Source organism: Rhodospirillaceae bacterium (assembly GCA_016712715.1).
Lineage (GTDB): Bacteria > Pseudomonadota > Alphaproteobacteria > Dongiales > Dongiaceae > Dongia.
Genome location: JADJQM010000001.1, coordinates 1,549,229 through 1,570,039, shown reverse-complemented (window position 1 = coordinate 1,570,039; position 20,811 = coordinate 1,549,229). Strand labels below are relative to the sequence as shown.

The 20,811-nt window shown below is 61.6% G+C and carries 22 protein-coding genes and 1 tRNA gene; 17 read left to right on the top strand and 6 right to left on the bottom strand.

Going from position 1 to position 20,811, the window contains the following annotated elements; translation table 11 throughout:
* Positions 1-3: 3 nt before the first annotated feature.
* Positions 4-1,947 carry an SARP family transcriptional regulator gene (locus IPK59_07640; protein MBK8158632.1) on the bottom strand — a complete coding sequence of 648 codons (1,944 nt, stop codon included), beginning with the start codon at positions 1,945-1,947 and terminating at the stop codon, positions 4-6.
* Between the two features lie 609 nt (positions 1,948-2,556).
* On the opposite strand from IPK59_07640, the gene IPK59_07635 reads away from it, so the two are divergent.
* Both IPK59_07635 and IPK59_07630 read left to right on the top strand, forming a co-directional pair.
* Complete coding sequence (locus IPK59_07635; GenBank protein MBK8158631.1) at positions 2,557-2,838, top strand: helix-turn-helix transcriptional regulator; 282 nt, start codon at positions 2,557-2,559, stop codon at positions 2,836-2,838.
* A 158-nt stretch (positions 2,839-2,996) separates the two neighbouring features.
* The gene (locus IPK59_07630; protein ID MBK8158630.1) at positions 2,997-4,673 is read left to right on the top strand and encodes a hypothetical protein; all 1,677 of its coding nucleotides are present in this window, start codon (positions 2,997-2,999) and stop codon (positions 4,671-4,673) included.
* A 4-nt stretch (positions 4,674-4,677) separates the two neighbouring features.
* Here IPK59_07630 and IPK59_07625 read toward each other — a convergent pair whose 3' ends face one another.
* The 3 genes from IPK59_07625 to IPK59_07615 all read right to left on the bottom strand — a co-directional run bounded on the left by IPK59_07625 (position 4,678) and on the right by IPK59_07615 (position 7,545).
* Positions 4,678-5,784: a cupin gene (locus IPK59_07625; protein ID MBK8158629.1), complete on the bottom strand. Its 1,107-nt coding sequence runs from the start codon at positions 5,782-5,784 to the stop codon at positions 4,678-4,680.
* Positions 5,785-5,847: 63 nt separating this feature from the next.
* Complete coding sequence (locus tag IPK59_07620; protein ID MBK8158628.1) at positions 5,848-6,606, bottom strand: cyclase family protein; 759 nt, start codon at positions 6,604-6,606, stop codon at positions 5,848-5,850.
* Positions 6,607-6,624: 18 nt separating this feature from the next.
* The gene (locus IPK59_07615) at positions 6,625-7,545 is read right to left on the bottom strand and encodes a LysR family transcriptional regulator (protein MBK8158627.1); all 921 of its coding nucleotides are present in this window, start codon (positions 7,543-7,545) and stop codon (positions 6,625-6,627) included.
* A 113-nt stretch (positions 7,546-7,658) separates the two neighbouring features.
* Here IPK59_07615 and speB point away from each other — a divergent pair, with 113 nt between their 5' ends.
* From speB to IPK59_07590, 5 genes are all read left to right on the top strand, one after another.
* Positions 7,659-8,636 carry an agmatinase gene (speB, locus tag IPK59_07610; GenBank protein ID MBK8158626.1) on the top strand — a complete coding sequence of 326 codons (978 nt, stop codon included), beginning with the start codon at positions 7,659-7,661 and terminating at the stop codon, positions 8,634-8,636.
* Positions 8,637-8,660: 24 nt separating this feature from the next.
* Positions 8,661-9,932, top strand: coding sequence for a cysteine desulfurase-like protein (locus IPK59_07605; GenBank protein ID MBK8158625.1), 1,272 nt, complete (start codon positions 8,661-8,663; stop codon positions 9,930-9,932).
* 104 nt (positions 9,933-10,036) lie between these two features.
* Positions 10,037-10,315, top strand: coding sequence for a hypothetical protein (locus IPK59_07600; GenBank protein ID MBK8158624.1), 279 nt, complete (start codon positions 10,037-10,039; stop codon positions 10,313-10,315).
* Positions 10,254-10,925 (top strand): hypothetical protein, encoded by a 672-nt coding sequence (locus tag IPK59_07595; GenBank protein MBK8158623.1) that lies wholly within the window; start codon positions 10,254-10,256, stop codon positions 10,923-10,925. Before IPK59_07600 ends, IPK59_07595 begins: the two co-directional genes overlap by 62 nt.
* Before the next feature lie 72 nt (positions 10,926-10,997).
* Positions 10,998-11,516 (top strand): hypothetical protein, encoded by a 519-nt coding sequence (locus IPK59_07590; GenBank protein MBK8158622.1) that lies wholly within the window; start codon positions 10,998-11,000, stop codon positions 11,514-11,516.
* Here IPK59_07590 and IPK59_07585 read toward each other — a convergent pair.
* Positions 11,513-12,028: an adenine phosphoribosyltransferase gene (locus IPK59_07585; protein ID MBK8158621.1), complete on the bottom strand. Its 516-nt coding sequence runs from the start codon at positions 12,026-12,028 to the stop codon at positions 11,513-11,515. The two genes, IPK59_07590 and IPK59_07585, sit on opposite strands and share 4 nt — an antisense overlap.
* Before the next feature lie 104 nt (positions 12,029-12,132).
* Between IPK59_07585 and IPK59_07580 the strand changes: the two genes are divergently transcribed.
* From IPK59_07580 to IPK59_07535, 10 genes are all read left to right on the top strand, one after another.
* Positions 12,133-12,639 carry an Lrp/AsnC family transcriptional regulator gene (locus tag IPK59_07580; protein MBK8158620.1) on the top strand — a complete coding sequence of 169 codons (507 nt, stop codon included), beginning with the start codon at positions 12,133-12,135 and terminating at the stop codon, positions 12,637-12,639.
* Between the two features lie 231 nt (positions 12,640-12,870).
* A complete protein-coding gene (locus tag IPK59_07575) occupies positions 12,871-13,017 on the top strand; it encodes a hypothetical protein (protein MBK8158619.1) in 147 nt (48 codons plus the stop codon).
* A 45-nt stretch (positions 13,018-13,062) separates the two neighbouring features.
* Complete coding sequence (locus tag IPK59_07570) at positions 13,063-14,145, top strand: type III PLP-dependent enzyme (GenBank protein ID MBK8158618.1); 1,083 nt, start codon at positions 13,063-13,065, stop codon at positions 14,143-14,145.
* Between the two features lie 74 nt (positions 14,146-14,219).
* A complete protein-coding gene (locus IPK59_07565) occupies positions 14,220-15,347 on the top strand; it encodes an MlaE family lipid ABC transporter permease subunit (GenBank protein MBK8158617.1) in 1,128 nt (375 codons plus the stop codon).
* Positions 15,348-15,351: 4 nt separating this feature from the next.
* Positions 15,352-16,122 (top strand): ABC transporter ATP-binding protein, encoded by a 771-nt coding sequence (locus IPK59_07560; GenBank protein MBK8158616.1) that lies wholly within the window; start codon positions 15,352-15,354, stop codon positions 16,120-16,122.
* A gap of 41 nt (positions 16,123-16,163) precedes the next feature.
* Positions 16,164-17,102 (top strand): MCE family protein, encoded by a 939-nt coding sequence (locus IPK59_07555; protein ID MBK8158615.1) that lies wholly within the window; start codon positions 16,164-16,166, stop codon positions 17,100-17,102.
* The gene (locus IPK59_07550; GenBank protein MBK8158614.1) at positions 17,099-17,752 is read left to right on the top strand and encodes a membrane integrity-associated transporter subunit PqiC; all 654 of its coding nucleotides are present in this window, start codon (positions 17,099-17,101) and stop codon (positions 17,750-17,752) included. The genes IPK59_07555 and IPK59_07550 overlap by 4 nt, the downstream gene beginning before the upstream one ends.
* A 46-nt stretch (positions 17,753-17,798) precedes the next feature.
* Positions 17,799-19,121, top strand: coding sequence for an aspartate aminotransferase family protein (locus IPK59_07545; protein ID MBK8158613.1), 1,323 nt, complete (start codon positions 17,799-17,801; stop codon positions 19,119-19,121).
* A 142-nt stretch (positions 19,122-19,263) separates the two neighbouring features.
* Entirely contained in the window at positions 19,264-20,370 is a 1,107-nt protein-coding gene (locus IPK59_07540; GenBank protein ID MBK8158612.1) for a DUF2336 domain-containing protein, read from the top strand.
* The gene (locus tag IPK59_07535; GenBank protein MBK8158611.1) at positions 20,367-20,645 is read left to right on the top strand and encodes a hypothetical protein; all 279 of its coding nucleotides are present in this window, start codon (positions 20,367-20,369) and stop codon (positions 20,643-20,645) included. Before IPK59_07540 ends, IPK59_07535 begins: the two co-directional genes overlap by 4 nt.
* A 55-nt stretch (positions 20,646-20,700) precedes the next feature.
* On the opposite strand, the gene IPK59_07530 is transcribed toward IPK59_07535, so the two are convergent.
* Positions 20,701-20,777, bottom strand: a tRNA-Pro gene (locus IPK59_07530).
* Positions 20,778-20,811: the final 34 nt, after the last annotated feature.

Genomic DNA, 20,811 nt, shown 5'->3' with positions numbered 1-20,811 from the left:
AGGTCAGACATCCGCCAGCCGGAGTCCGTCTTCCACGATCTTTCGGAAACTCTCGTCCTTGAACGGTGCCATTTTGACAATGGCCGAAACACCAATATCGGGGTACAAATCTTTGATGCGTCGACCATACTCCCGTGCCGTGGGCAAGTTTCCGAGATGGGCATGGCAGGCTGCCAATATGCGCAGCACCGACGAATCTGATTCCATGCGGTCGCAAAGTTCGATAGCGCGGGCAAATTCCTGTTGCTGCAGCAATATGCTGGCCCCTGCCCACCAATAGTGATCCGGTGCCAACGGATTGAGATCCACCGCTCGCTCGAAACGTTCCCAGCCGGCAACCGCGTCGCCAAAACAGCAAAGTGCATCAGCGTGTTGCACCAGAAAGTCTGCTGAGTTTGGACTGAGCGCCTCGGATTCAGTGAATTTCTCGGCAGAATATTCGAAATCGCGCTGATAGAGGGCTACCGTGCCACACATCAAATGAGTGAAGCCGGCGCCGGGATCAAGACGAGCCGCAAATTCAGCCGTCTCGCGCGCGCGCCGCAGCAGTTCGGGATCGTCGCCACCGAGGGAGATCCATTCCAGATAGAGCGTCTGGGCAATGCGGGCATGGGCGAGCGCCATGTCTTTGCTCAGCTCCGCCGCATGCATGAAGGACTTTCGTGCCCGTCGCAGTTTCGGCAAATCGCAGTTTTTAAGGAGCGTCTGGCCATCCAGATAGTGAAGGTAGGCGCTGCTGGTCCCGCTGCGGCGCATGTTTTCCAGCAAATGCCGTTCGACCGAGGCGGCGACGCTGGATGCCACCTGCAGCGAGAGCATGCGGAAGGAGCGCACGAGATCTTCCGGGCGGAAGGAGAACTCGCCGGCCCACAGGATTTCTCCGCTCCGGCAATCGGCCATGCGGAGTACCAGCAACTGGTCTCGCTCACTCGGCTTGACGAAGCCGCTCACGGTGTAGTCGGCTCGCAGCAAAGAATTATCGGCCGGGATGCCGGAATCATGCTGCAATTTGAACGAAGAATGCGGCGCCAGCGTCACAAATGACCGATAGCGGGCGAGTTCATTGGCAATGTCTTCGACCAGGGCCCCCAGAAGGGCAGTCTGTGCTATTTCGCCGGACGCCGGCGGTACGATCCAGCTTGGTGCCAGGAAAGCCACCCGCGGCTGCGAGCCGGCGGGCTTCGTGGTGACAGCTTCGGTCTGATGATAGCCGCGCCCGGCCAGCACGCGGCGCAGGACCGCGCTTGTCTCTGGCTGCGGCGCGACGCCGAACTCGTTCTCCAGCATGGCGACAAGGGCCCGGTAGGTGCGTTCGGCTTCCTCATACATGCCGTTGCGGCCATAGGCTTCGATGAGCGTGCGATAACTCGCTTCGCGTTCCGGGTCGAGCGCCAGCATGCGGTCTGCGACTGCGCGCAGATCCTGGTCAAGCGCCCGGCCAAAGCGCGTCAATTCGATCAGGATCGAGGAGGCAGCAGCGAAAAAGCGCTCACGCAGCGCCGTGCGCTCGAGTGTCAGCCAGTGGGAAAAGGCGTCGGTGGTATCGCCGATGCCTTCCAGGAGATCCCCCCGAAACAGCATCAAACCACGCAAGGCCTGATCGGGCAGGCCTGATCGAAAGCCGATTTCAAAAAGGTTGAGGTCAATGAGCGCGCCACCGCCCCCCAGGGCCACGGTTTTGGTGTCGGCATCAATCAGATCGTCATGTGCAGCACTGGCCTTGCGGATGCGTGCGAGCAATTGCCGAAGATTGCCGAGTGCGGCTGCTTCCGTATCATTATCCCAGAGGAGAGAAGCCAGATCCTTGCGGGCTAGGCGTTTGGCTGGCGCGCGCGCGAGCAAAGCCAGGAGTTGAAACCCCTTCGCCGGAAAGACGACGCCACCAACCGGCCGCAGAAGCTCAGGCAGCCCCAGCAGGCGGATTTCAATATCTGATTCTAGCCCCATTTGCGCATAGGCAGTCACCCCAACCCATTGAAAATATGTCTGAAATTTTGACAGTGTGCAAGCGCAAAACAAAAGACAATTGCAGGTCAAATCGCAAGTCACGGCGGCGTCACGTCTCCTTCGCGATAGTAAGCGACGGAAAGAATGCGATTTGGCAAAGGCGATTAGGCTCATGGCGCGACCGAGAAGCGACTCTACACCCGAAAGGACTTACGGCGCAGTTGTCACGAGCGCCCTCCACGCATTCGGCAAGGACAAGCCAACCAGAATAGGTACCGACGTCGTTGCCTTGATCTGTCCGGATTGGCGGGTCGCTTCCGTCGTGATGGATGGTCGCACCGGGCAAATCACCTATGCCAATACACCGTGCCTGCAGATGCTGGCCGACCGCAGCTGTGTGCAGGTCTTGGCCGGGCGGATCGCGTTCGTGGCACCGCAGTTGACCGAGAAGTTCTATGCAACGTTGGCGCGGATGCTGGCAAATGGTCTTGAGAATGCCATCCTCGTCGAGCGAGACAAGGCGGATGGGTCGTTCATTTCCGTGGCGATCAGAAATACCCAGGGTTCTTCCGGGATGTACTCAACCGAAGCCTCGGAGGTGACGACCACATGCAGCTGGTCGTGGTTGAGTTGGCGACGAGCCGCGATCAATCCGATTGGGCGGCGATGCGCGCCTTTGCGCAAACATTCGATTTGGCGGCGGCGGAAGCCGAGATTGCAGACCTTATCCTCCGGGGACTGTCGGCGAAGGAGATGGCTGCGCTCAAAGGCCGCGATCTCGCCGACATCCGCAATGTCATGAAAAGCCTGTTTGCGAAGACGCGATGCAAACATCAGGCCGAATTGGTGCGACTCATCATGACCTTATGTCCACCGGTCAGACGGGCATGATGTCAGTCCCGATCAATGGCGTTCATCCACCTGACATCGAAGCACTCGACGTGAGCCAGAGCAGGGCGGTCCACAATCGGACCACACCGCCTGCTTCCGTGGGGTCAGACGCGGGCAGGCTCGATTTAAGAGCGCGTCTTTCACGCCTTGGTTTGACGATGGTCGATCCGGTCAGGCGTGGTTGGGTGCATTGCGTCTCGGGTCTCTCTCCCGCACGCGTGCAGTCGCCCAAGGCACCTCTGTCCTGGCGGTTGGTTGGGCTGATCATCCTGCTGATCATAGGTACGGCGGCAGGCCTGCTGTTCCAGGACTATCAATCCGTCAATGCGGCCGGCCAGCAACGGGCTCGCGCGCTTGCACAGATTGCCGCGGCCCATGTCGAGCAGTCGCTCAAGGCGGTTGAGATCAGTATGCAGGTCCTTGACCGGCATCCCCTGTCGTCCGATATCGATATCGTCACGACCCAGCTCGATGTTGAGCGCGTCCTGGGGCGCCTGGGCCAGATTGTGCCGGCATTGACCAACCTGCAGATGTTCGACGCCGCGGGAGACCCCCTTCTGGTGCAGCCGGAAGCTACCAACGCGACACAGCGCTTCGGCACCAGTGCCACGTTCAGCTTCCATCGGGATCACGCTCAGGAAGAGATTGTCCTCAACCGGCGAGATCTCACGACAACCGCGCTGCAGGTATCGCGTCGGCTGAACAACCCGGATGGATCCTTCGCCGGCGTCATCATGGGCTATATGAATCCGCATATTTTTGACGGCTTCTTTGCGGCGCTTGGTGCCAATGCCGTCGAACTTGCCTTCTCGGACGGTACAGTTCTCGTGCGTTTTCCACTGTATGACTCGCAAGATACGGGCGAGAGCGGCGCCAGATATATGGCCACACATGCACTTCGCAATATGCCGCTCGTCCTCAATGTCGAACTCGACCGCCGCGACTTCCTCGCAGCCTGGGAGAGCAAGCGCAATGTCGCTGTTGCCCTGGTCTGCGCAATCATCATCCTGTTGGTCGGCGCGATCGCCGTCATGCGTCGTCACACCGCCCATGCCATCGCCATGGTGGCACTCGAATCGCGAACCCGGGCCGAAACAGCGGCGCGCGGCCGGGCTGATGAGCTGAGCCGCCGCAAGTCCGAATTCCTGTCGCAGATGAGCCACGAATTGCGCACACCGCTCAACGCCATTATCGGCTTCTCCGAGGTGATCAAGGAGGAGAGCTTCGGTGCCCTCGGCCAGCCAAAGTACAAGGAATATGCCGACGACATCCACTACAGCGCACAGCACTTGCTTTCCGTGATCAACAATATCCTCGACCTGTCGAAGGTCGAGGCTGGCAAGTGGCATATGGCAGAGGATGAAGTCACGCTCGATGAGCTGTTTGACGCGCTGTTGCGGCTGTCCAACGAACGGGCGTCGCGCGAGAATGTGCGCCTCGCCATGAAACCCGGCCTGCCTGGTGCCGTTGTCCGTGGCGACAAGCGCACGCTGGTTCAGATCATGCTGAACCTGACCATCAACGCGATCAAGTTTGCCGGACCCGACCGATTGGTCGATCTGGATGTACGAAGCACAGAGGATGGGGGCATTGCCATCAGCGTTGCCGATCACGGCGACGGCATGACCCATGAGGAAATGGCGAAGGCGATGACACCCTTTGATGGGCCCACAAGCCAGCTCAACCGCAAGAAGCAGGATACGGGTCTTGGCCTGCCCTTGGCCGCGGCCTTTGCCGAGTTGCATGGCGGCAAGGTCGAACTCAAAAGCGCGCCGGGATTCGGTACGACCGCTATCCTGGTCCTTCCGCCAGCGCGCGTACGGCTGGTCCCATGACGCCCTAATCGCCTGCCGGCAGCATCACTTCCAGGAACTCGCTGTCCGGCTGCGCGGCCAACGCATAGGGCGCGCCAGCCGGCAGAACGACGCTGTCGCCAGCCAGCAAGGCATGATCGCCGAGTTGCGGCCCGGAGAGGTTCAGCATTCCTGCCAGCACGAACAGGAACAGGAATTCGCCACCATGCGCCGGTGCCATTGCCATCGCGCCACCGGTCGGTCGCACCACATGCACCCCGGCAAGCCCATCCGTCGCGGCGGCAATGCCAATGTCACGGGCTTCGAAACCAGGCAGGCGCCAGGGCTGCCAAGCGGCATCGGCGGCGATATGGCGCACGAAACGCTGGTCGCCATAGAGCCGGTCCGGCAGGGTCCTGCCAGTCGGCAGCGTCATGTTGTGATCGGCGAAGGTTTCATGGATGGCCGGGCAGCCAATCTCGATCACCTCAAGGCCGGCGGATGCCTCCAACACGCGGTGGCGAATCTCCGGCGGCTGAAGCACGCAATCGCCGGCGTTGAGCAGGAACGGTTCACCCTGGTCTTCATAGACCAGCTTGGCCCAGCCGGTTTTGCAGAAGATCATCTGGAAGCGGATCTTGTGGAAATGGACATAGTCCGGGACCGGGCCGCCCTCGGGAATGCGGATGTGGGAGGCGACGAAGCGACCGCCCAGACGGCTGGGAATGAGGTCGCGATACTGCATGCCCGCGCGGCCGACGCCCCAGCTATCCTTGCCACCACGCGAGATGACGAATTCCTGGGTGCCGGCCGGAATGATGACCGGGTTCTGCGCCTCGACCAGTTGGATCCGGGTGCCGCCAGGGGCAATGAGTTCGTCCGGCGTACCGGCGGGCAAGGCCTGGAGATCGCACAGGAGGCGCAGCAGAAGCGGTGTGTGGTTGCCGGCATCCTTGCTGGCGATCAACCGCAGCATCAGGCCATGGCCGGAGATGACGGCGGTGGCCGGTGCATCGGCCGGATAGATCAGATTTACCTTGAAGCCCAGCCGCTCGGTGAAGAACTGCAGATCGGCGGCAAGGTTGGGACAGGGGATGACGACTTCCGCGACGCGGATATGGTTGCCGATCCTGGTATTGCTGTCCGCCGACATGATCTTGTCCAATTGGTTGCCTCGCGGTTTTAGCGACGTCGCCGACGCCGCGCAATTGCCGTCTCAGCGGTGAATTGCCACAACCCGCGCCGGAAAGCCGGACCCGCCCTTCGGTTTGGGCCAGGAAGCCATGACCAGGGCGCCCGCAAGCGGCAATCTGTCGAGATTGGTGAGCATTTCAATCTGCCAGCGGTCCTGCGAGAGGACATAGCGTTCCAGGCTGTCGTCACCTTTGGATACGGCGAGACCAGGGTCGGTGTCGAGCTGCTCATGACCGATGGCGGTCACTTGCCGTTGTTCGATAAGGCAGGTCAACACGTCAAGCGACCAGCCTGGGCAATGTGACAGGCCATCGTCGCCGCGATTGGTCAGGCGCGCGGCATCCGGCCAGCGTTTCGACCAATCGGTGCGCAGCGCCACGAAGCTGCCGGCGGGAATCGGCCCGAAGCGTTCTTCCCAGTCAACGATATCCGCCAATATGGGCTTCGCGTCTGGGTCACCCATCACCCGCGAGCTGATATCGAGCACGACCAGCGGCAGGAGCATCTGCGCCACCGGGATTTCGTCCAGGGTACGACCACCCTTGATGTAGTGGACGGGCGGGTCGACATGGGTCCCCCACTGGCCGACATGGCTGTAGAGATGGACCTGGCAGTCATCGCCCTGGGCATAGTCCTGGAGAAGCGTCCGTGTTTCGTCCGGAAAGGACGGAAAGCGCGGCTGGCCCGGAAAGAAGGCGTGGGTAAGGTCGGTGTAGGTCGCGCCGGCAAGTTCGGCGCGGAACAGGTCCCACAGGCCGCGGGTCGGCTTGGTGCTGTCCATTCGGTGCGGTCCTCGTAGTTAAGAAGGGTCCCTTCCTCGCATGCCGTCCTGGATGCGGTTGAGGAAGTTGCGCAGGACGACATTATCCTCGGCGCCCCTTTTGTGCAGCAGAAAGAAGGGTGAGTCGTATTCCGTTTCGACGTCGCAGCTCAGTTTACGCAGGCGGTGTTCCCTGGCCAGTTGAGCCGCATAATGGATCGGCAGGAAGCCGATGAACCGATTGGACAGGATGAGGGCCGCCTGGGCCTCCATCTGATCGACAATGGCACCGGCCTGCAGGTGCCCGACGATTTCGAGATCAAAGCGATGGAGATAGCGGCGTGCCACGAAGGGCGCCTGCCGGATCTGGTCAAGAGAGATCTTGCGGCGCCCAAACAGGGGATGGCCGGCACCGCAGAAGATCGCCTGCCGCTCGCGGTAAAGCGGCACATAGGTGATCGCGGCGGCGGTGCCGCGGCCGCGTTTCACAAAGGGACCAATGGCGATATCGCGCTGACCGTCACTGATGCTGCGTTCCATGGCATCGGGTGGATCGATCGACAGTTCCAGCACCACCGATGGCGCACGGGCCGCAAATGCGCCAAGGATCGCAGGAAGATCAAAATCCGGATTGCTGATCATGCCATCGACAGTGCCGAGGCGCAGAGTCCCCTTCATCTCGCCGGAAACATTGGCACTCACCATCTGGAAACGGTCCACGGCAGCGAATAGATCGCCGCTGGCGGCATAGAGTTTTTCCCCGGCCGGGGTGAGGGCAAATCCCGCCCGCCCGCGTCGGCAAAGCCGGAATCCGAGACGTTTTTCCAGTTCCGCCAACTGGGTCGAGATGGTGGATTGGCCGAGATTGAGTGTCACCTGGGCGCCGGTCAGGCCACCCGCTTCGACGATGGCCGTGAAGACGCGCAGCAGCCGCAGATCAATGTCGCCGAGCTTGGGCATGATCTCTATTTACATCGGGAAAGTCGATATATTGGCAATTATCTTCCCTTTATCCTTAATGTAAAGCTGTGTCAGTTTGTTGCCTGGGTCGTCGCTACAGGAGGTCAACCGCCATGAGCCAGAACGCCTATGAAACCGGGCGCCTGAACCTGCCCTTTGTCGGGCATTGCACCTTCGGCAAGCAGCCGATCTGCACCGATTGGGACAATATCAACGCAGATGTCGCGGTGCTTGGCGTCCCCTATGACATGGGCACGCAATACCGCTCCGGTGCGCGTTTCGGCCCGCGTGCGATTCGCGAGGCCTCGACCCTGTTCTCCTTCGGGCATGGCGGCGCCTATGATTTCGAAGATGATGTTGTCTATCTGCCGACCGACCGCGTGCGCATCGTCGATGTGGGCGATGCGGATATCGTCCATACCGATACTGTCAAAAGCCATGAGAACACACGCTTTGCCGTGCGGAAAATCTTGGCAAGCGGGGCGATGCCGCTGATCCTCGGTGGCGATCACGCAGTCCACGCGCCGGTGATCGAGGCGTTCGCGGGCCAGGAGCCGGTCCATATCGTGCATTTCGACGCCCATCTCGATTTCGTCGATGAACGGCATGGCGTGCGCTATGGCCATGGCAACCCGCTGCGGCGTGCCTCGGAGACGGGCCATGTCACCGGCATGACTCAGCTCGGCATCCGCAACGTCTCCTCCTCCAACCGGTCGGATTATGACGCGGCGCGGAATTTCGGCTCCAAGATCCTCTCCGTGCGCCATGTGCGCAAGCTCGGTACGCAAGGTGTGCTGGATCTCATCCCGAAGGGTGCGCGCTATTACGTCACCATCGACATTGACGGCTTCGATCCCTCGATCGCGCCGGGCACGGGGACACCCAGTCATGGCGGGTTCCTCTATTACGAAGTGCTGGAAATACTCCAGGGCCTCGCCAAACAGGGTGATGTCGTCGGCATGGATCTGGTCGAGGTCGCGCCAGCCTATGATCCAACCGGCATCACTGGCTTTTTGGCGGCGCAATTGCTACTCAACTTCCTCGGCTTCATTTTCGAGGCCCGCCATCAACGTGGCCAAATCCGGGCCTGATAGATTCTCCAGGAGAGTTAGATCATGAGCTATGACGTCGTGGCCATTCGCAGCCAGTTTCCCGGCTTGAAGCGGATTCAGAACGGGGAGCCGGCCGTTTTCTTCGATAACCCCGCCGGAACCCAGATGGCGCGCCAGGCGATCGACCGCATGGTGTGGGCGATGACCGAATGCAACGCCAACCTGGGTGGGCATTTCGAGACCTCGATCCTGGCGGAGAAGCTGGTCGACGATGCACATGAGGCGGCGAAGGATTTCGTGAACGCGAAGGACGTACGCGAAATCGTGTTCGGGCAGAACATGACCACGCTTACCTTCATGATGTCGCGCTCGCTCGGGCGCGAGTTCAAGCCGGGCGATGAAATCGTGGTCACGCGCATGGATCATGACGGCAATGTCACCCCCTGGGTGACGATGGCGGAAGAGCGTGGCCTCACGCTCAAATACCTTGATTTCAGCCCGGAGACGTTCGAGTTCGACCTCGCCCGATTGGGCGACGTGATCACCGACCGCACACGGCTGGTCGCGGTCGGCTATGCCAGCAATGTCACCGGCACGATCAACAATGTGAAGGCGATCGCCAAGGCTGCGAAGACCGCCACCGGCGGCAAGGCGCTGGTCTATGTCGATGCGGTACAGTTCGCGCCGCACGGCGTCATCGACGTCCAGGATATCGGCTGCGATTTCCTGGTCTGTTCGGCCTATAAATTCTATGGCCCGCATTATGGGCTGCTGTGGGGGCGTCAGGAGCTTCTGGAGAAGCTCACCGCCTACAAGGTCCGTGCCGCCACGGATGATCTGCCCTCCAAGTTCGTTACCGGCACCACCAACCGGGAAGAACTCGCCGGCATCATGGGCGCCATCGAGTATTACGAATGGCTCGGCAAGAATTATGGTGGTGCTACCGACCCGGCGCTGACACGCCGACAGAGGATCGTTGCTGGTATCGAGGCGATGCTGCGCCACGATCACGCCCTGGCGGATCGACTCATCGCTGGGCTGCAGCAGATACCGGGCGTTCGCATCATGGGTATCACCGATCGTGCCGACTTCGCCCGGCGGGTACCGACAGTTTCCTTCATCCTGCCGGATTGCGACCCGGCGGAGATCGCCAAATACATGGGCAATCAGGGAATCTATGTGTGGGACGGACACAATTACGGCGTGGAGCCGGTGACACGCCTCGGCCTCATCGACAAGGGTGGTGTAGTACGCGTCGGCCCCACGCATTACAACAGCCCAGCGGAGAGCGATCGCTTCCTTGGCGCGCTCAAGGTCTATCTGCAGCAGCGGTGACGTGTCTGGGTAACGTCAGTGTGATAGGCTAAGGGTCCAATCATTCCCCTATTGTCATGTTCCCCGATCGGTCGCGCGGGCGATGGCAAGCAAGGTGACGTCAGATGAACCGGACAGCAGCCGCCGTTGTTTTCAGCCTGTGGGCGGCAATGGCCCCTGCCATCGCCGACAGCCCCACGGAAGACGCTGAGCGCCTGGCCGGAGAGGGATTGGCCAAAATCCTGCAGGCGCTCGATCTGCTGATGAAGACCATCCCGCAATATGCTGCACCTGAAGTGCTGCCGAACGGCGATATCATCATCCGGCGCCTGCATCCGGAGGATGAGGCGCCCCACGATCCCGAGGAAGAACACGATGAGCCAAGCGACGGCACTGAGACCTGAGCCCTGGCGGCATCTCGCCGAACTTGGCGCGATGGCGCCGGGTGGCGATTTTGTCCTGGAGCCCATCGCCTCCGGACCGCTCGACGGTCTTACCTTCGCCATCAAGGATCTGTTTGATGTTGCCGGGCGCGTCACGGGCTGCGGCAATCCCGATTGGCTGCGCACGCACCAGCCCGCGATCGAGTATGCCGAAAGCGTCGGGAAATTGCTGGCGGCCGGTGCCCGGGCGATTGGCAAGACCATCACCGATGAGATGGCGTTCAGTCTCAACGGCCAGAATTTCCACTACGGCACACCGCGCAATTCGGCGGCGCCCGACCGCATTCCAGGCGGTTCCTCGGCCGGATCCGCCTCGGCCGTCGCGGGTGGCGCCTGCGATTTTGCGCTCGGCACGGATACCGGCGGGTCGGTACGCATTCCCGCCGCCCTCAACGGCATCTTCGGCATCCGGCCCAGCCATGGCGTGGTGGATGACCGCGGCGTCATGGTGCTGGCCCGCAGCTTTGACACCGTGGGCTGGTTCGCCCGCAATGCCGATCTGCTGGCACGTGTGGGCAACGTGTTGCTGCCACCCGATTCCGGCGACGCAGCGGAGTTTGCCCAAGTCTAGCTGGCGCGCGACGCCTGGGCGCTGGCCGATGTTGAGGTGGCTGCCGCGCTGGTACCCGCACGGGACCGCGCCGTGGCTGCAATCGGTCCCGCCATTGACATGACCCTGGCTGCCGATTGCGGCGGCCTGTCCGCCTGGCGCCAGGCGTTTCGATTTCTGCAGATGCGGGAAATCTGGGCCGAGCACGGCACCTGGGTCGAACGGGAGAAGCCGCATTTCGGGCCGGAGATCGCGGAACGTTTCGCCCTGTCGAAGGAGACGAGCGCACGCGCGCCGGATGGCGAGGCGGAGTTACGCCGGGCGATCACCGCGCGCCTGGATGACATGCTGTCAAGCGACGGTGTCATGATCATCCCGACCGCGGCGGATATTGCGCCGCTCAAAACGATGAGTGCCTCGGATTCAGCCGGCTTCCGCGACCGAACCCTCAGTCTGACCTGTATAGCGGGCCTTGCGCGCCTGCCGCAGGTGACGTTGCCCGTTGCCGTCGTGAAGGGCGCCCCGGTGGGGCTATCCCTGATCGCCCGCCATGGTCGCGACAGGGCCCTGCTGGCGCTGGCAGCGAAACTGGCGCCGGAAATCTGTTTCTAACTGTCGTAGCTGAGCAGGGTGTGGACCGGCACGTGGAGGCGCTGGCGGCCGCCGAGGAAGGTGAGTTCGATCAGGCAGCCGATAGCGACGACATTTGCGCCGACCTTTTCCAGCAACGTCACGGCGGCAAACATGGTGCCGCCGGTCGCCAGCAGATCGTCCAGCACGATGACGCGCTGGCCCGGCTTGATGGCGTCGGCCTGAATCTCGACGACATCTTGGCCGTATTCCAGGTCATAAGAATGACGGATGATCTCGCCCGGCAGCTTGCCGCGTTTCCGGACCATGATGAAGCCGGTGCCGAGGCGGTCGGCCAAGGGGGCCGCCACCAGGAAGCCGCGGGATTCGATCCCCACGAGAACATCCGGTTTGTAGGTCCGCAGCGTCTCGGTCAGGCGATTGAGCGCCTCATGCCAGGCCGGCCCGTTGGCCAGCAGGGTCGAGATGTCATAGAAAAGAATGCCGGGTTTGGGGAAGTCCGGGACGTGGCGGATGTGCTCTTTAAGATCCATCGTGACCTGAAATTTGGCTGGCGGGGTGGCGAAAAGCCGACTGTCGGCTGTATAAGCCATTGGCCAAAGCGGGGAAAGGCCTAAGCTGGAAAGGGCATAAGGGCATGCGCAAGTCGCAGCGGATCGACAAGGTGGACGTGAAGATCCTGACCGCGCTCCAGGCGGCAGGAAGGGTCAGCAATCTGGAACTTGCGGCCAAGGTCGGCCTTTCGGCCAGCCCCTGCCACACGCGCCTCCGCCAGATGGAGAAGCAGAAGATCATCCGTGGCTACCGGGCCGATATCGACCTCTCCAAGGTGGCCGACCATGTCGAAATCCTGAGCTTTGTCACGCTCCACAAGCATGGCCGTGCCCAGCAGGGGGCGTTCGAGACGCTGATCGACGACACGCCCCAGGCCATCGCCTGCTATCAGATCTCCGGCAATTTCGACTACATCGTCCATTTTGTGTGCCGGTCGGTGGGCGAATATGTGGAAATTCACAATGCCTTGATCGAGCAGGATCCCAATATTGCGTCGGTCACCACCAACGTGATCATGTCGGAAACCAAGAAGTTCGCTGGCTACCCCCTCAAGGAACTCATTGAACCGGCTGAATTAAAGCCGGAATAGCGAAGACGGGGCAAAACGGGAAAATCTGCTTCCGAGGGGGCCCTGATTGCGCAGATATTCTGCAAGGGGCCCCATGAAAAAGCACAAATCCCGGTAAAGAATTCTTATTTATTTCATCGCCATGATGGCTTCGCCGCGTCGGAAGCGCCCTCCTGAAGGGGTCCTCCAGCGCGGCGATTTGCATTTTCCGGGGTTAAAAGCCCACATCGCCGACACGAAGGATCAAGGCAGATGACGAAGATTGCCGCTGTTACCGCGAAGTCGAAGCAGCCCCTGACCGGGCATGAGCTCAGCGCGCGTGACGTCACAGCCGCCTCGCTGCGGGCCCAATTGGCGCCGCAGGCCGTCATCGCCAACGATGCCGGGCCGCGGCCCTAACGCGCGCTCCGGTTTCTCGCCCAGGAAAAACCGGCGACCCCCTGCCTGGTGGTTGACCTTGACGTGGTGGCGCGGAAATACGCCGCCCTGCGCGCAGCAGCCCTGCCGGCGGCCGAGATTTTCTATGCCGTGAAGGCCAATCCGGCGCCTGAGATCCTGGATCGCCTGGCTGCTGCCGGTTCCAGCTTCGACACCGCCTCGTCGGGCGAGATTCGCTCGGCGCTCGCGACTGGTGCCACGCCGGACCGTATCTCCTTCGGCAATACCATCAAGAAGCCGGCGGATATCGCCTGGGCTCATGGCATTGGCGTCAAGCTCTTTGCCGTCGACGCCATTGAGGAACTGCAGAAGATCGCCGCCCATGCACCGGGTGCCGAGGTTTATTGCCGTATCCTGGTCGAGGCGGAGGGCGCCTTGTGGCCGCTCAACCGCAAGTTCGGCTGTGTGCCCGAAATGGCGACGGAGCTTCTCATCGAAGTTCGCGAACTTGGCCTGAAGCCGGTCGGCGTCTCGTTCCATGTCGGCTCGCAGCAGCTTGATCCGGCCCAATGGGACCGCGCCATCGCCACGGCGAAGTCGGTGTTCGATGGTTGCGCCAAGGCCGGTGTCAGCCTCAGCATGATCGATCTCGGTGGTGGTTTCCCGGCGGAATATGCGCCGGGTGTTGCCGGTATCGAGGCCTATGGCGCCGCCATTGCAGCCGCGATGACGGACAGCTTCGGTGAAGCTTGGCCGCGCCTGATCATCGAGCCCGGCCGCTACATGGTGGCAGATGCCGGTGTGATCGAGGCCGAGGTTTTGTTGGTCTCGCGCAAGTCGGCCACCGAGGATCGTCGCTGGGTCTATCTCGATATCGGCCGCTTCGGCGGGTTGGCGGAAACCGAAGGCGAGGCGATCCGCTACCGGGTCGAAGCGCTGGATACGGTCGCAACGGCAACGGGCCCGGTCATCCTGGCCGGCCCCACCTGCGACTCTGCCGACATCCTCTATGACAAGGCCAATTACCGCCTGCCGCTCGACCTCAAGGCCGGCGACCGGGTGCGGCTGCACTCGACGGGAGCCTACACGACGACCTATTCTGCCATTAATTTCAATGGCTTCGACCCGCTGAAGGCCTATTTCATCTGACCTCGGGCGCTTGAATCGTTGCTGCGACAAGACGGGCTGCTAGACTGCAGCCCGTCTTGCATTTCGAGGCTCCAATGTCCGACCCCGGCTGGGTCAAATTCACCACCAGTGGCAGCACAGCGATTTGGTCATGCGGTGGAGCGTGGACAATCGAGCATGCCACAAGGCTTGACCGGGAACTGACGGTCCCGGCCGAGGCCGGATCGAAAACGGCCATCCTCGATCTCAGCGCAATAGACCAGCTCGACACCTCCGGCGCCTGGCTCATCAGCCGGCATGGCAAGGCACTCCAGGCCAAGGGCGTTTCCGTTGAGACGAAGGAAGGCGATCCGGACCTCGCCGCTCTGCTCAAGCGTGTGGTCGAAACCGAGGACGTTCTCCCGGCACAGCCGCCACAGCGCAATCTCAGCGACAAGATCGCCGAGGTCGGCGCGGCCGCTGAGAGCATCCTGATCGAAAGTCGCGATCTGGTGGCGTTCTTTGGCGCGCTGGTCACGGCGCTGTCGCGCCTTGCGCTGACACCCTGGAAGCTGCGCTGGAACGCGATCTTTTCGCATCTGGAGCAGACCGGCCTCAACGCTTTGCCGATCGTCGGCATGATCAACTTGCTGGTCGGTGTCGTGCTGGCTTTCCAGGGCGCCGATCAATTGGCGCGGTTCGGCGCGCAGACTTTCACAATCAACATGCTGGGCATTTCAGTGCTGCGCGAAATGGCCGTGCTGCTGACCGCAATCGTCGTTGCCGGCCGGTCAGGTTCGGCCTTCACCGCGCAGATCGGCACCATGCAGGTGAACGAGGAGGTGGATGCGCTCCGCACCATCGGCCTCAATCCCATGGATGTGCTGGTGGTGCCGCGGGTGCTTGCGCTGATGATCGCGCTGCCGCTGCTCACTTTCTTCGCCGACATGATGGGCCTGCTGGGCGGCGGCCTCATGTGCATAGCACTGCTGGATATCAGCTTTGGTCAGTATCTCAGCCTGCTCAACCAGGCGATCACGGTTGATCATTTCTGGGTCGGTCTGGTCAAGGCGCCGTTCTTTGCGGCGCTCATCGCGCTCATCGGCTGTTTCGAGGGCCTACGCGTCTCGGGCAGTGCGGAAAGTGTCGGGCGCCTCACCACCCGTTCGGTGGTCGAAGGGATCTTCATGGTGATCATCGTCGATGCGCTGTTTTCGATCCTTTTCTCCTATCTGGGGATTTGAGGCGATGGCGGGCAAATCCGATCTGGTCATTTCACTCAAGGGGATCGTCAATCGTTTCGGTAGCCAAGTGCTGCATGACGGTCTCGATCTCGATGTGAAACGCGGCGAGGTGATCGGCATTGTCGGTGGTTCTGGTACCGGCAAGTCGGTGCTGATGCGCACGATCATCGGTCTCAACCGGCAGGCCGCTGGCACTATAACTGTGCTCGGCCAGCGCATGGACAAGGTGAGCGAGGCCGAGCGCACCAGGATCGAAGCGCGCTGGGGCGTGCTCTTTCAGAATGGCGCCTTGTTCAGTTCGCTCACCGTGGCGGAAAACGTGCAGGCGCCGATGCGCGAACATACCGATCTGCAGCCACGACTGATGGATGAACTGGCGGCGCTGAAAATCCGCCTGTCGGGCCTGCCGGCCGATGCCGGCGCCAAGTATCCATCGCAGCTGTCTGGTGGCATGAAGAAGCGCGCAGGGCTTGCCCGCGCGCTGTCTCTCGACCCAGATATCCTGTTCCTGGACGAGCCCACGGCAGGGCTGGATCCGATCGGTGCTGCTGAATTTGACCTTTTGATTCGCAACCTGCAGCGCAGCCTGGGGTTGACCGTGGTGATGATCACCCACGATCTCGACTCTCTGGTGGCGATCTGCGACCGAATCGGTATCCTCATCGACCGGCGGATCCGGGTAGGAACCTTGGCCGAGCATCTCAAGGACGAGCATCCCTGGATCAAGGAATATTTCCATGGACCCAGGGCCCGCGCGGCCGGCATTGGCGTCTGATATGATCAACAACGAACCGACAATTTAGGAATTTGTGAACTATGGAAACGAGGGCGCGGCATCTGGCGGTTGGCAGTTTTGTTCTGCTGCTTCTGGCGGGCGCGTTCGTGTTCGTCCTGTGGGCGGCGAAGTTCCAGGGCCAGGTCTCGTACAACAGTTATTACGCACGTTTCAGCGGCTCCGTCGCCCAGTTGCGCGTCGACAGCACGGTGAATTTCGGCGGCATCCCGGTCGGCCGCGTGACGGATGTCCGCATCGACCCGGGCGATAGCGCCCTGGCTCGGGTCGATTTCGAGATCCGCAGCGGGACGCCGGTCCGGGTGGATTCACAGGCGACACTGGAACTACAAAGCATCGCCGGTGGCGTCGGCATGTCATTGAGCCGCGGCACGTCCGACAAGCCGCTCCTGCCCCCCGGCAGCGAAGTGCCGGCTGTTGCCTCTGCGCTGGAACGCCTCACCCGCCAGGCGCCGGACCTCGTCGCCAAGATCGACCGCATTGCCAACAACCTCAATGCCATGCTGTCGCGCGAAAACCAGCAGGCGCTTACCGACACGCTCAACAATCTGCGCGATCTTTCGCAAGGGCTGAAGGACCGCGCGCCGGCGATCGATACTTTCCTCGCCGACAGCGACGCGGCGATGAAAGAGGTAGGTGCAGCCGGGACGGAGTTCCGCGTCCTCGCCACGGACCTCCAGAAGACGCTGGGGCCGGCTGCCAAGGAAGCGCAGAAGGCGGTGGACGCGTTCGAAAAGATGGCGAAGTCCTTTGAAAAGACATCCGAGCAGATGACCGCGCTGGTGGCCGAGAACCGGGAGCCCTTGCGCCAGTTCTCCGGCACCGCGCTCTACGAGGCGACCGATCTTCTTGCCCAAATGCGTGAATTGGTCGCGTCCATGGCCCGTATTTCGCAAGAACTCGAGCGTGATCGAGCGCGCTTCTTCTTGTCCGATCGCAGCAAAGGTGTGTCCGCCCCATGATCGATTTCCTGCCCGAAAAGATCACCGATCGACCGATGCGATCGATCAAGCGGCGGCATTTCCTGGCGCTGGGTGGCAGCGCCATGATGCTGGCGGCTTGCGGGGTAATCCCGGAGGTCGACAAACCACTCAACCTCTATTCGCTGTCACCGACAGTGGCACCGGTCGACAATCCGCCGCCGCTGAACTGGCAATTGGTGGTGGCTGAGCCAAAAGCGGGCGCTGATCTTGCCACAAACCGGATTGCGCTCACCCGCGCTGCCAATCGGATCGAGTATTTTGCCGAGGGCGTCTGGTCGGACGCTGCCCCAGCCTTGGTGCAGTCGAAACTCATCGAAGCGTTCGAGGACGTGGTGCCGCAACTGGCTGTCGGGCGCGATTCCGCAGGCCTCAAGCCCGACTATATCCTGCAATCCGAGTTGCGCGATTTCCAGGCTTCCTATGCCGGTGCCGGCGGCGAAGCGATGGTGCGTATCACCGCCAAACTGGTGAAGATGCCGGAGCGGCGCATCGTCAGTTCGATTTCCGCCGAGGCACGCAAACCGTCATCGGGTGCCGGCCTGCCGGGCATCGTCTCGGCTTTCGAGAGCGCGCTTGGCGATGCCTTCAACCAGTTGATCGCCGGTGTCCTGGCGGCGCCGATAACCTGATCCACCCCGCAAACTTGATCCCACACAGACGAGCATTGCCAAGATCATGACCCACGTGCTTCATCGCGACCTCCGCAACCCGCTGCCCATGGCCGTCAAGGCGGATGGCCCTTATGTCATCGACAGCAGCGGCAAGCGCTATCTCGACGCTTCCGGCGGGCCGGCGGTTTCCTGCCTCGGCCATACGCATCCCAAGGTGATCGAGGCGATCCGGCATCAGGCCGGCGAGATTGCCTTTGCCTATTCGGCATTCTTTACGCACCCGGCCGTGGAGGCGCTGGCCGACAAACTGGTGGCGCAGGCGCCGACCGGTTTGACGCGGGCGTTCTTCGTCTCCGGCGGGTCGGAGGCGATCGAGGCCGCCATGAAATTGGCGCGCCAGTATTTCCTTGAGATCGGGCAGCCGACGCGGCGCCATTTCATCGCGCGCGAACGCAGCTATCATGGCAATACACTGGGCGCCCTGTCGCTTGGCCACGATGTCAGCCGGCGCCAGACCTATGAGCCGCTCCTGCTGCCGGTGACCCATATCTCGCCTTGCTATGAGTATCGGGAACGCCGCGCCGACGAGACGGCAGAGGCCTATGGCATTCGCATTGCCGATGAGCTCGAGGCCGCGATCCTGCGCCAGGGCCCGGAGAATGTGGCTGCCTTCTTTGCCGAACCGATTGCCGGGTCTTCGCTTGGCTGTGCCGAGCCGGTGCCGGGCTATCTCGCGCGGCTGCGGGCGATCTGCGACCGCTATGGCGTGTTGCTGGTGTTCGATGAGGTCATGTGCGGCATGGGGCGCACCGGGCATCTTTATGCCTGCGCCGAAGACGGGGTCACGCCGGACATCCTGACCATGGCCAAGGGACTCGGCGCCGGCTACCAGCCGATCGGCGCATTTCTGGCCCATGACAAGATCGTCAGCGCGCTGGAAAGCGGTTCTGGGCAGTTGAAGCATGGCCATACCTATGCCGGGCACACATTGGCCTGTGCTGCTGCGCTTGCTGTACAGGAGGCCATAGAGGAAGAAAATCTCCTCGCCCGCGTCAAAGACCTCAGCGTCAAACTGCGCGCCCGGCTGGACGACAGTTTTGGACAGCATCCGCATATCGGCGACATTCGCGGCCGCGGCCTGTTCATCGGGCTGGAAATGGTCGCTGACCGGGACACCAAGCAAGCCTTTGATCCATCCGAGAAAAAGTGGCTGAAACTGCGCCAGGCGGCGATGCAGGAGGGACTTATCTGCTATCCGGCCGGAGGCTGCATCGACGGCAAAAGCGGCGATCACATCCTGCTGGCGCCACCCTTCAACCTCACCGATGGGCAGCTGGACGAGGTGGTCGAGAAGCTCGGAAATGCCCTCAAACTCACCGTCGGATGATAGCTAAGCCTGTGATTGTGCAAAATTTTAACTATCGACGCGTTTGCCCGTTGTCACTACTTTAACCAATGAGTGGTTAGGTATTCTGATTGAATCACGGGAGAGCCGTTCAGAGCGGCTCCAGATTTGGGAGAGAGCATCGATGGCAGGCATGCTGACGGAAGCCGATGTCCGCAAGTTGATGACCGATCCGTCACCCGATGCGCGGGTCGAAACGGCGACCAAAGTCGCCAAGGCATTCTACGAGACCGAACTGTCCGCTGCCGAGCGCATGCTGGCGGAAGAGATCTTCCGCATCATGGTGCGCGATGCCGAAGTGCGCGTGCGGGAAGCTCTGTCGATCAATCTGAAGTCCAGCCCCGAGCTGCCGAAGGATGTCGCGCTGAGCCTGGCGCGCGATGTCGAGGCTGTGTCGCTGCCCGTGCTCGAATTCTCCAGCGTGCTGTCGGATGCCGATCTCATCGAGATCATCCAGATGTCGAGCGCTGAAAAGCAGACGGCGGTCGCCAAGCGGGCGAGCGTGTCTGGCGAGGTCGCCAACGCCCTCATCGATCATGGCAAGAGCGGCGCCGTCGTTGCGACGCTGGTGAACAACCCGGGTGCCGCCCTCAAGGATGCCGACCTGGAGAAGGCTTTTGCCAAGTTCGGCAGCGATCCGGCCGTCAACAACTCCCTGGTGGCGCGCGCCAATCTGCCGCTGCGCATTTCCGAAAAGATCGTGGCCCGTGTCTCCGAATCGCTGCGTGAGCATCTGCTCTCGCACAAGGAGATCTCCGCCGAGATGGCGGCCGATCTCGTGCTCCAGGCGCGGGAACGCGCGACGGTCGGTCTCTTGCCGCCGGGCTCGAAATCAGCCGATGTCGTCGATCTGGTAAAGCAATTGCGCGACAACAAGCGTCTGACGCCCTCGCTCATTCTCCGCACCCTGTGTACGGGAGATCTTACCTTCTTCGAGGCAAGCCTCGCGGTGCTTGCCAACATGACCATCGTCAGCGCCCGCGTCCTCATCCATGATGAAGGCAAGCTTGGCCTGCAATCGATCTACCAGCGGACGCCCCTGCCGGCCAATCTCTATCCGGCGTTCCGCGTCGCCTTCGACGTGGCGCGCGAGACGCAATATGACGGCGGCGAGAACGACCGGCAGCGCTTCTCATCGCGCGTCATCGAGCGGGTACTGACGCAGTTCGAGGATATCGGCAACGACAACCTCGAATATTTGATGAAGAAGCTGAAGCAGCTTGCCGCATGAAAAAGACATTTGCGATTATCGGTTGCCTGGCTTTTCTGGCAGCCAGCCCGGCCGTTGCCTGCGATCAGCAGGAAGCCGTCGACCTCATGGTGAAACTTTCGACTGCCCTCGGTGAAAAGGCCGGTGCCGCCAAGACCGAGGAAGACAGCCTGAAGGTCACCGCGGCCAACGCCAAGGTGAATGAGGGCGGTGCGGCACTTGCCGCCGGCGACTCGGACAAGGCCTGCGAGATCTACCGCGCCGTGGCCGAAGAGCAGGGCATCTCGCTCGACTGAGCACCGGCACGATGTTTCTGAGGAATTGAGGCACGCTTGCGGCCTGGAAGATGATTGGTCGGAGTGAGAGGATTCGAACCTCCGGCCCCTACGTCCCGAACGTAGTGCTCTACCAGGCTGAGCTACACTCCGACCAGAAGACGCCCGGGTCCTGGAATTGCCGGGC

Excerpts from the sequence above, each read along its gene's own strand:
- IPK59_07640 (MBK8158632.1), bottom strand. The coding sequence starts at position 1,947 with ATGGGGCTAGAATCAGATATTGAAATCCGCCTGCTGGGGCTGCCTGAG.
- IPK59_07635 (MBK8158631.1), top strand. The coding sequence starts at position 2,557 with ATGCAGCTGGTCGTGGTTGAGTTGGCGACGAGCCGCGATCAATCCGAT.
- IPK59_07630 (MBK8158630.1), top strand. The coding sequence starts at position 2,997 with ATGGTCGATCCGGTCAGGCGTGGTTGGGTGCATTGCGTCTCGGGTCTC.
- IPK59_07625 (MBK8158629.1), bottom strand. The coding sequence starts at position 5,784 with ATGTCGGCGGACAGCAATACCAGGATCGGCAACCATATCCGCGTCGCG.
- IPK59_07620 (MBK8158628.1), bottom strand. The coding sequence starts at position 6,606 with ATGGACAGCACCAAGCCGACCCGCGGCCTGTGGGACCTGTTCCGCGCC.
- IPK59_07615 (MBK8158627.1), bottom strand. The coding sequence starts at position 7,545 with ATGCCCAAGCTCGGCGACATTGATCTGCGGCTGCTGCGCGTCTTCACG.
- speB (MBK8158626.1), top strand. The coding sequence starts at position 7,659 with ATGAGCCAGAACGCCTATGAAACCGGGCGCCTGAACCTGCCCTTTGTC.
- IPK59_07605 (MBK8158625.1), top strand. The coding sequence starts at position 8,661 with ATGAGCTATGACGTCGTGGCCATTCGCAGCCAGTTTCCCGGCTTGAAG.
- IPK59_07600 (MBK8158624.1), top strand. The coding sequence starts at position 10,037 with ATGAACCGGACAGCAGCCGCCGTTGTTTTCAGCCTGTGGGCGGCAATG.
- IPK59_07595 (MBK8158623.1), top strand. The coding sequence starts at position 10,254 with ATGAGGCGCCCCACGATCCCGAGGAAGAACACGATGAGCCAAGCGACG.
- IPK59_07585 (MBK8158621.1), bottom strand. The coding sequence starts at position 12,028 with ATGGATCTTAAAGAGCACATCCGCCACGTCCCGGACTTCCCCAAACCC.
- IPK59_07580 (MBK8158620.1), top strand. The coding sequence starts at position 12,133 with ATGCGCAAGTCGCAGCGGATCGACAAGGTGGACGTGAAGATCCTGACC.
- IPK59_07575 (MBK8158619.1), top strand. The coding sequence starts at position 12,871 with ATGACGAAGATTGCCGCTGTTACCGCGAAGTCGAAGCAGCCCCTGACC.
- IPK59_07565 (MBK8158617.1), top strand. The coding sequence starts at position 14,220 with ATGTCCGACCCCGGCTGGGTCAAATTCACCACCAGTGGCAGCACAGCG.
- IPK59_07560 (MBK8158616.1), top strand. The coding sequence starts at position 15,352 with ATGGCGGGCAAATCCGATCTGGTCATTTCACTCAAGGGGATCGTCAAT.
- IPK59_07555 (MBK8158615.1), top strand. The coding sequence starts at position 16,164 with ATGGAAACGAGGGCGCGGCATCTGGCGGTTGGCAGTTTTGTTCTGCTG.
- IPK59_07550 (MBK8158614.1), top strand. The coding sequence starts at position 17,099 with ATGATCGATTTCCTGCCCGAAAAGATCACCGATCGACCGATGCGATCG.
- IPK59_07545 (MBK8158613.1), top strand. The coding sequence starts at position 17,799 with ATGACCCACGTGCTTCATCGCGACCTCCGCAACCCGCTGCCCATGGCC.
- IPK59_07540 (MBK8158612.1), top strand. The coding sequence starts at position 19,264 with ATGGCAGGCATGCTGACGGAAGCCGATGTCCGCAAGTTGATGACCGAT.
- IPK59_07535 (MBK8158611.1), top strand. The coding sequence starts at position 20,367 with ATGAAAAAGACATTTGCGATTATCGGTTGCCTGGCTTTTCTGGCAGCC.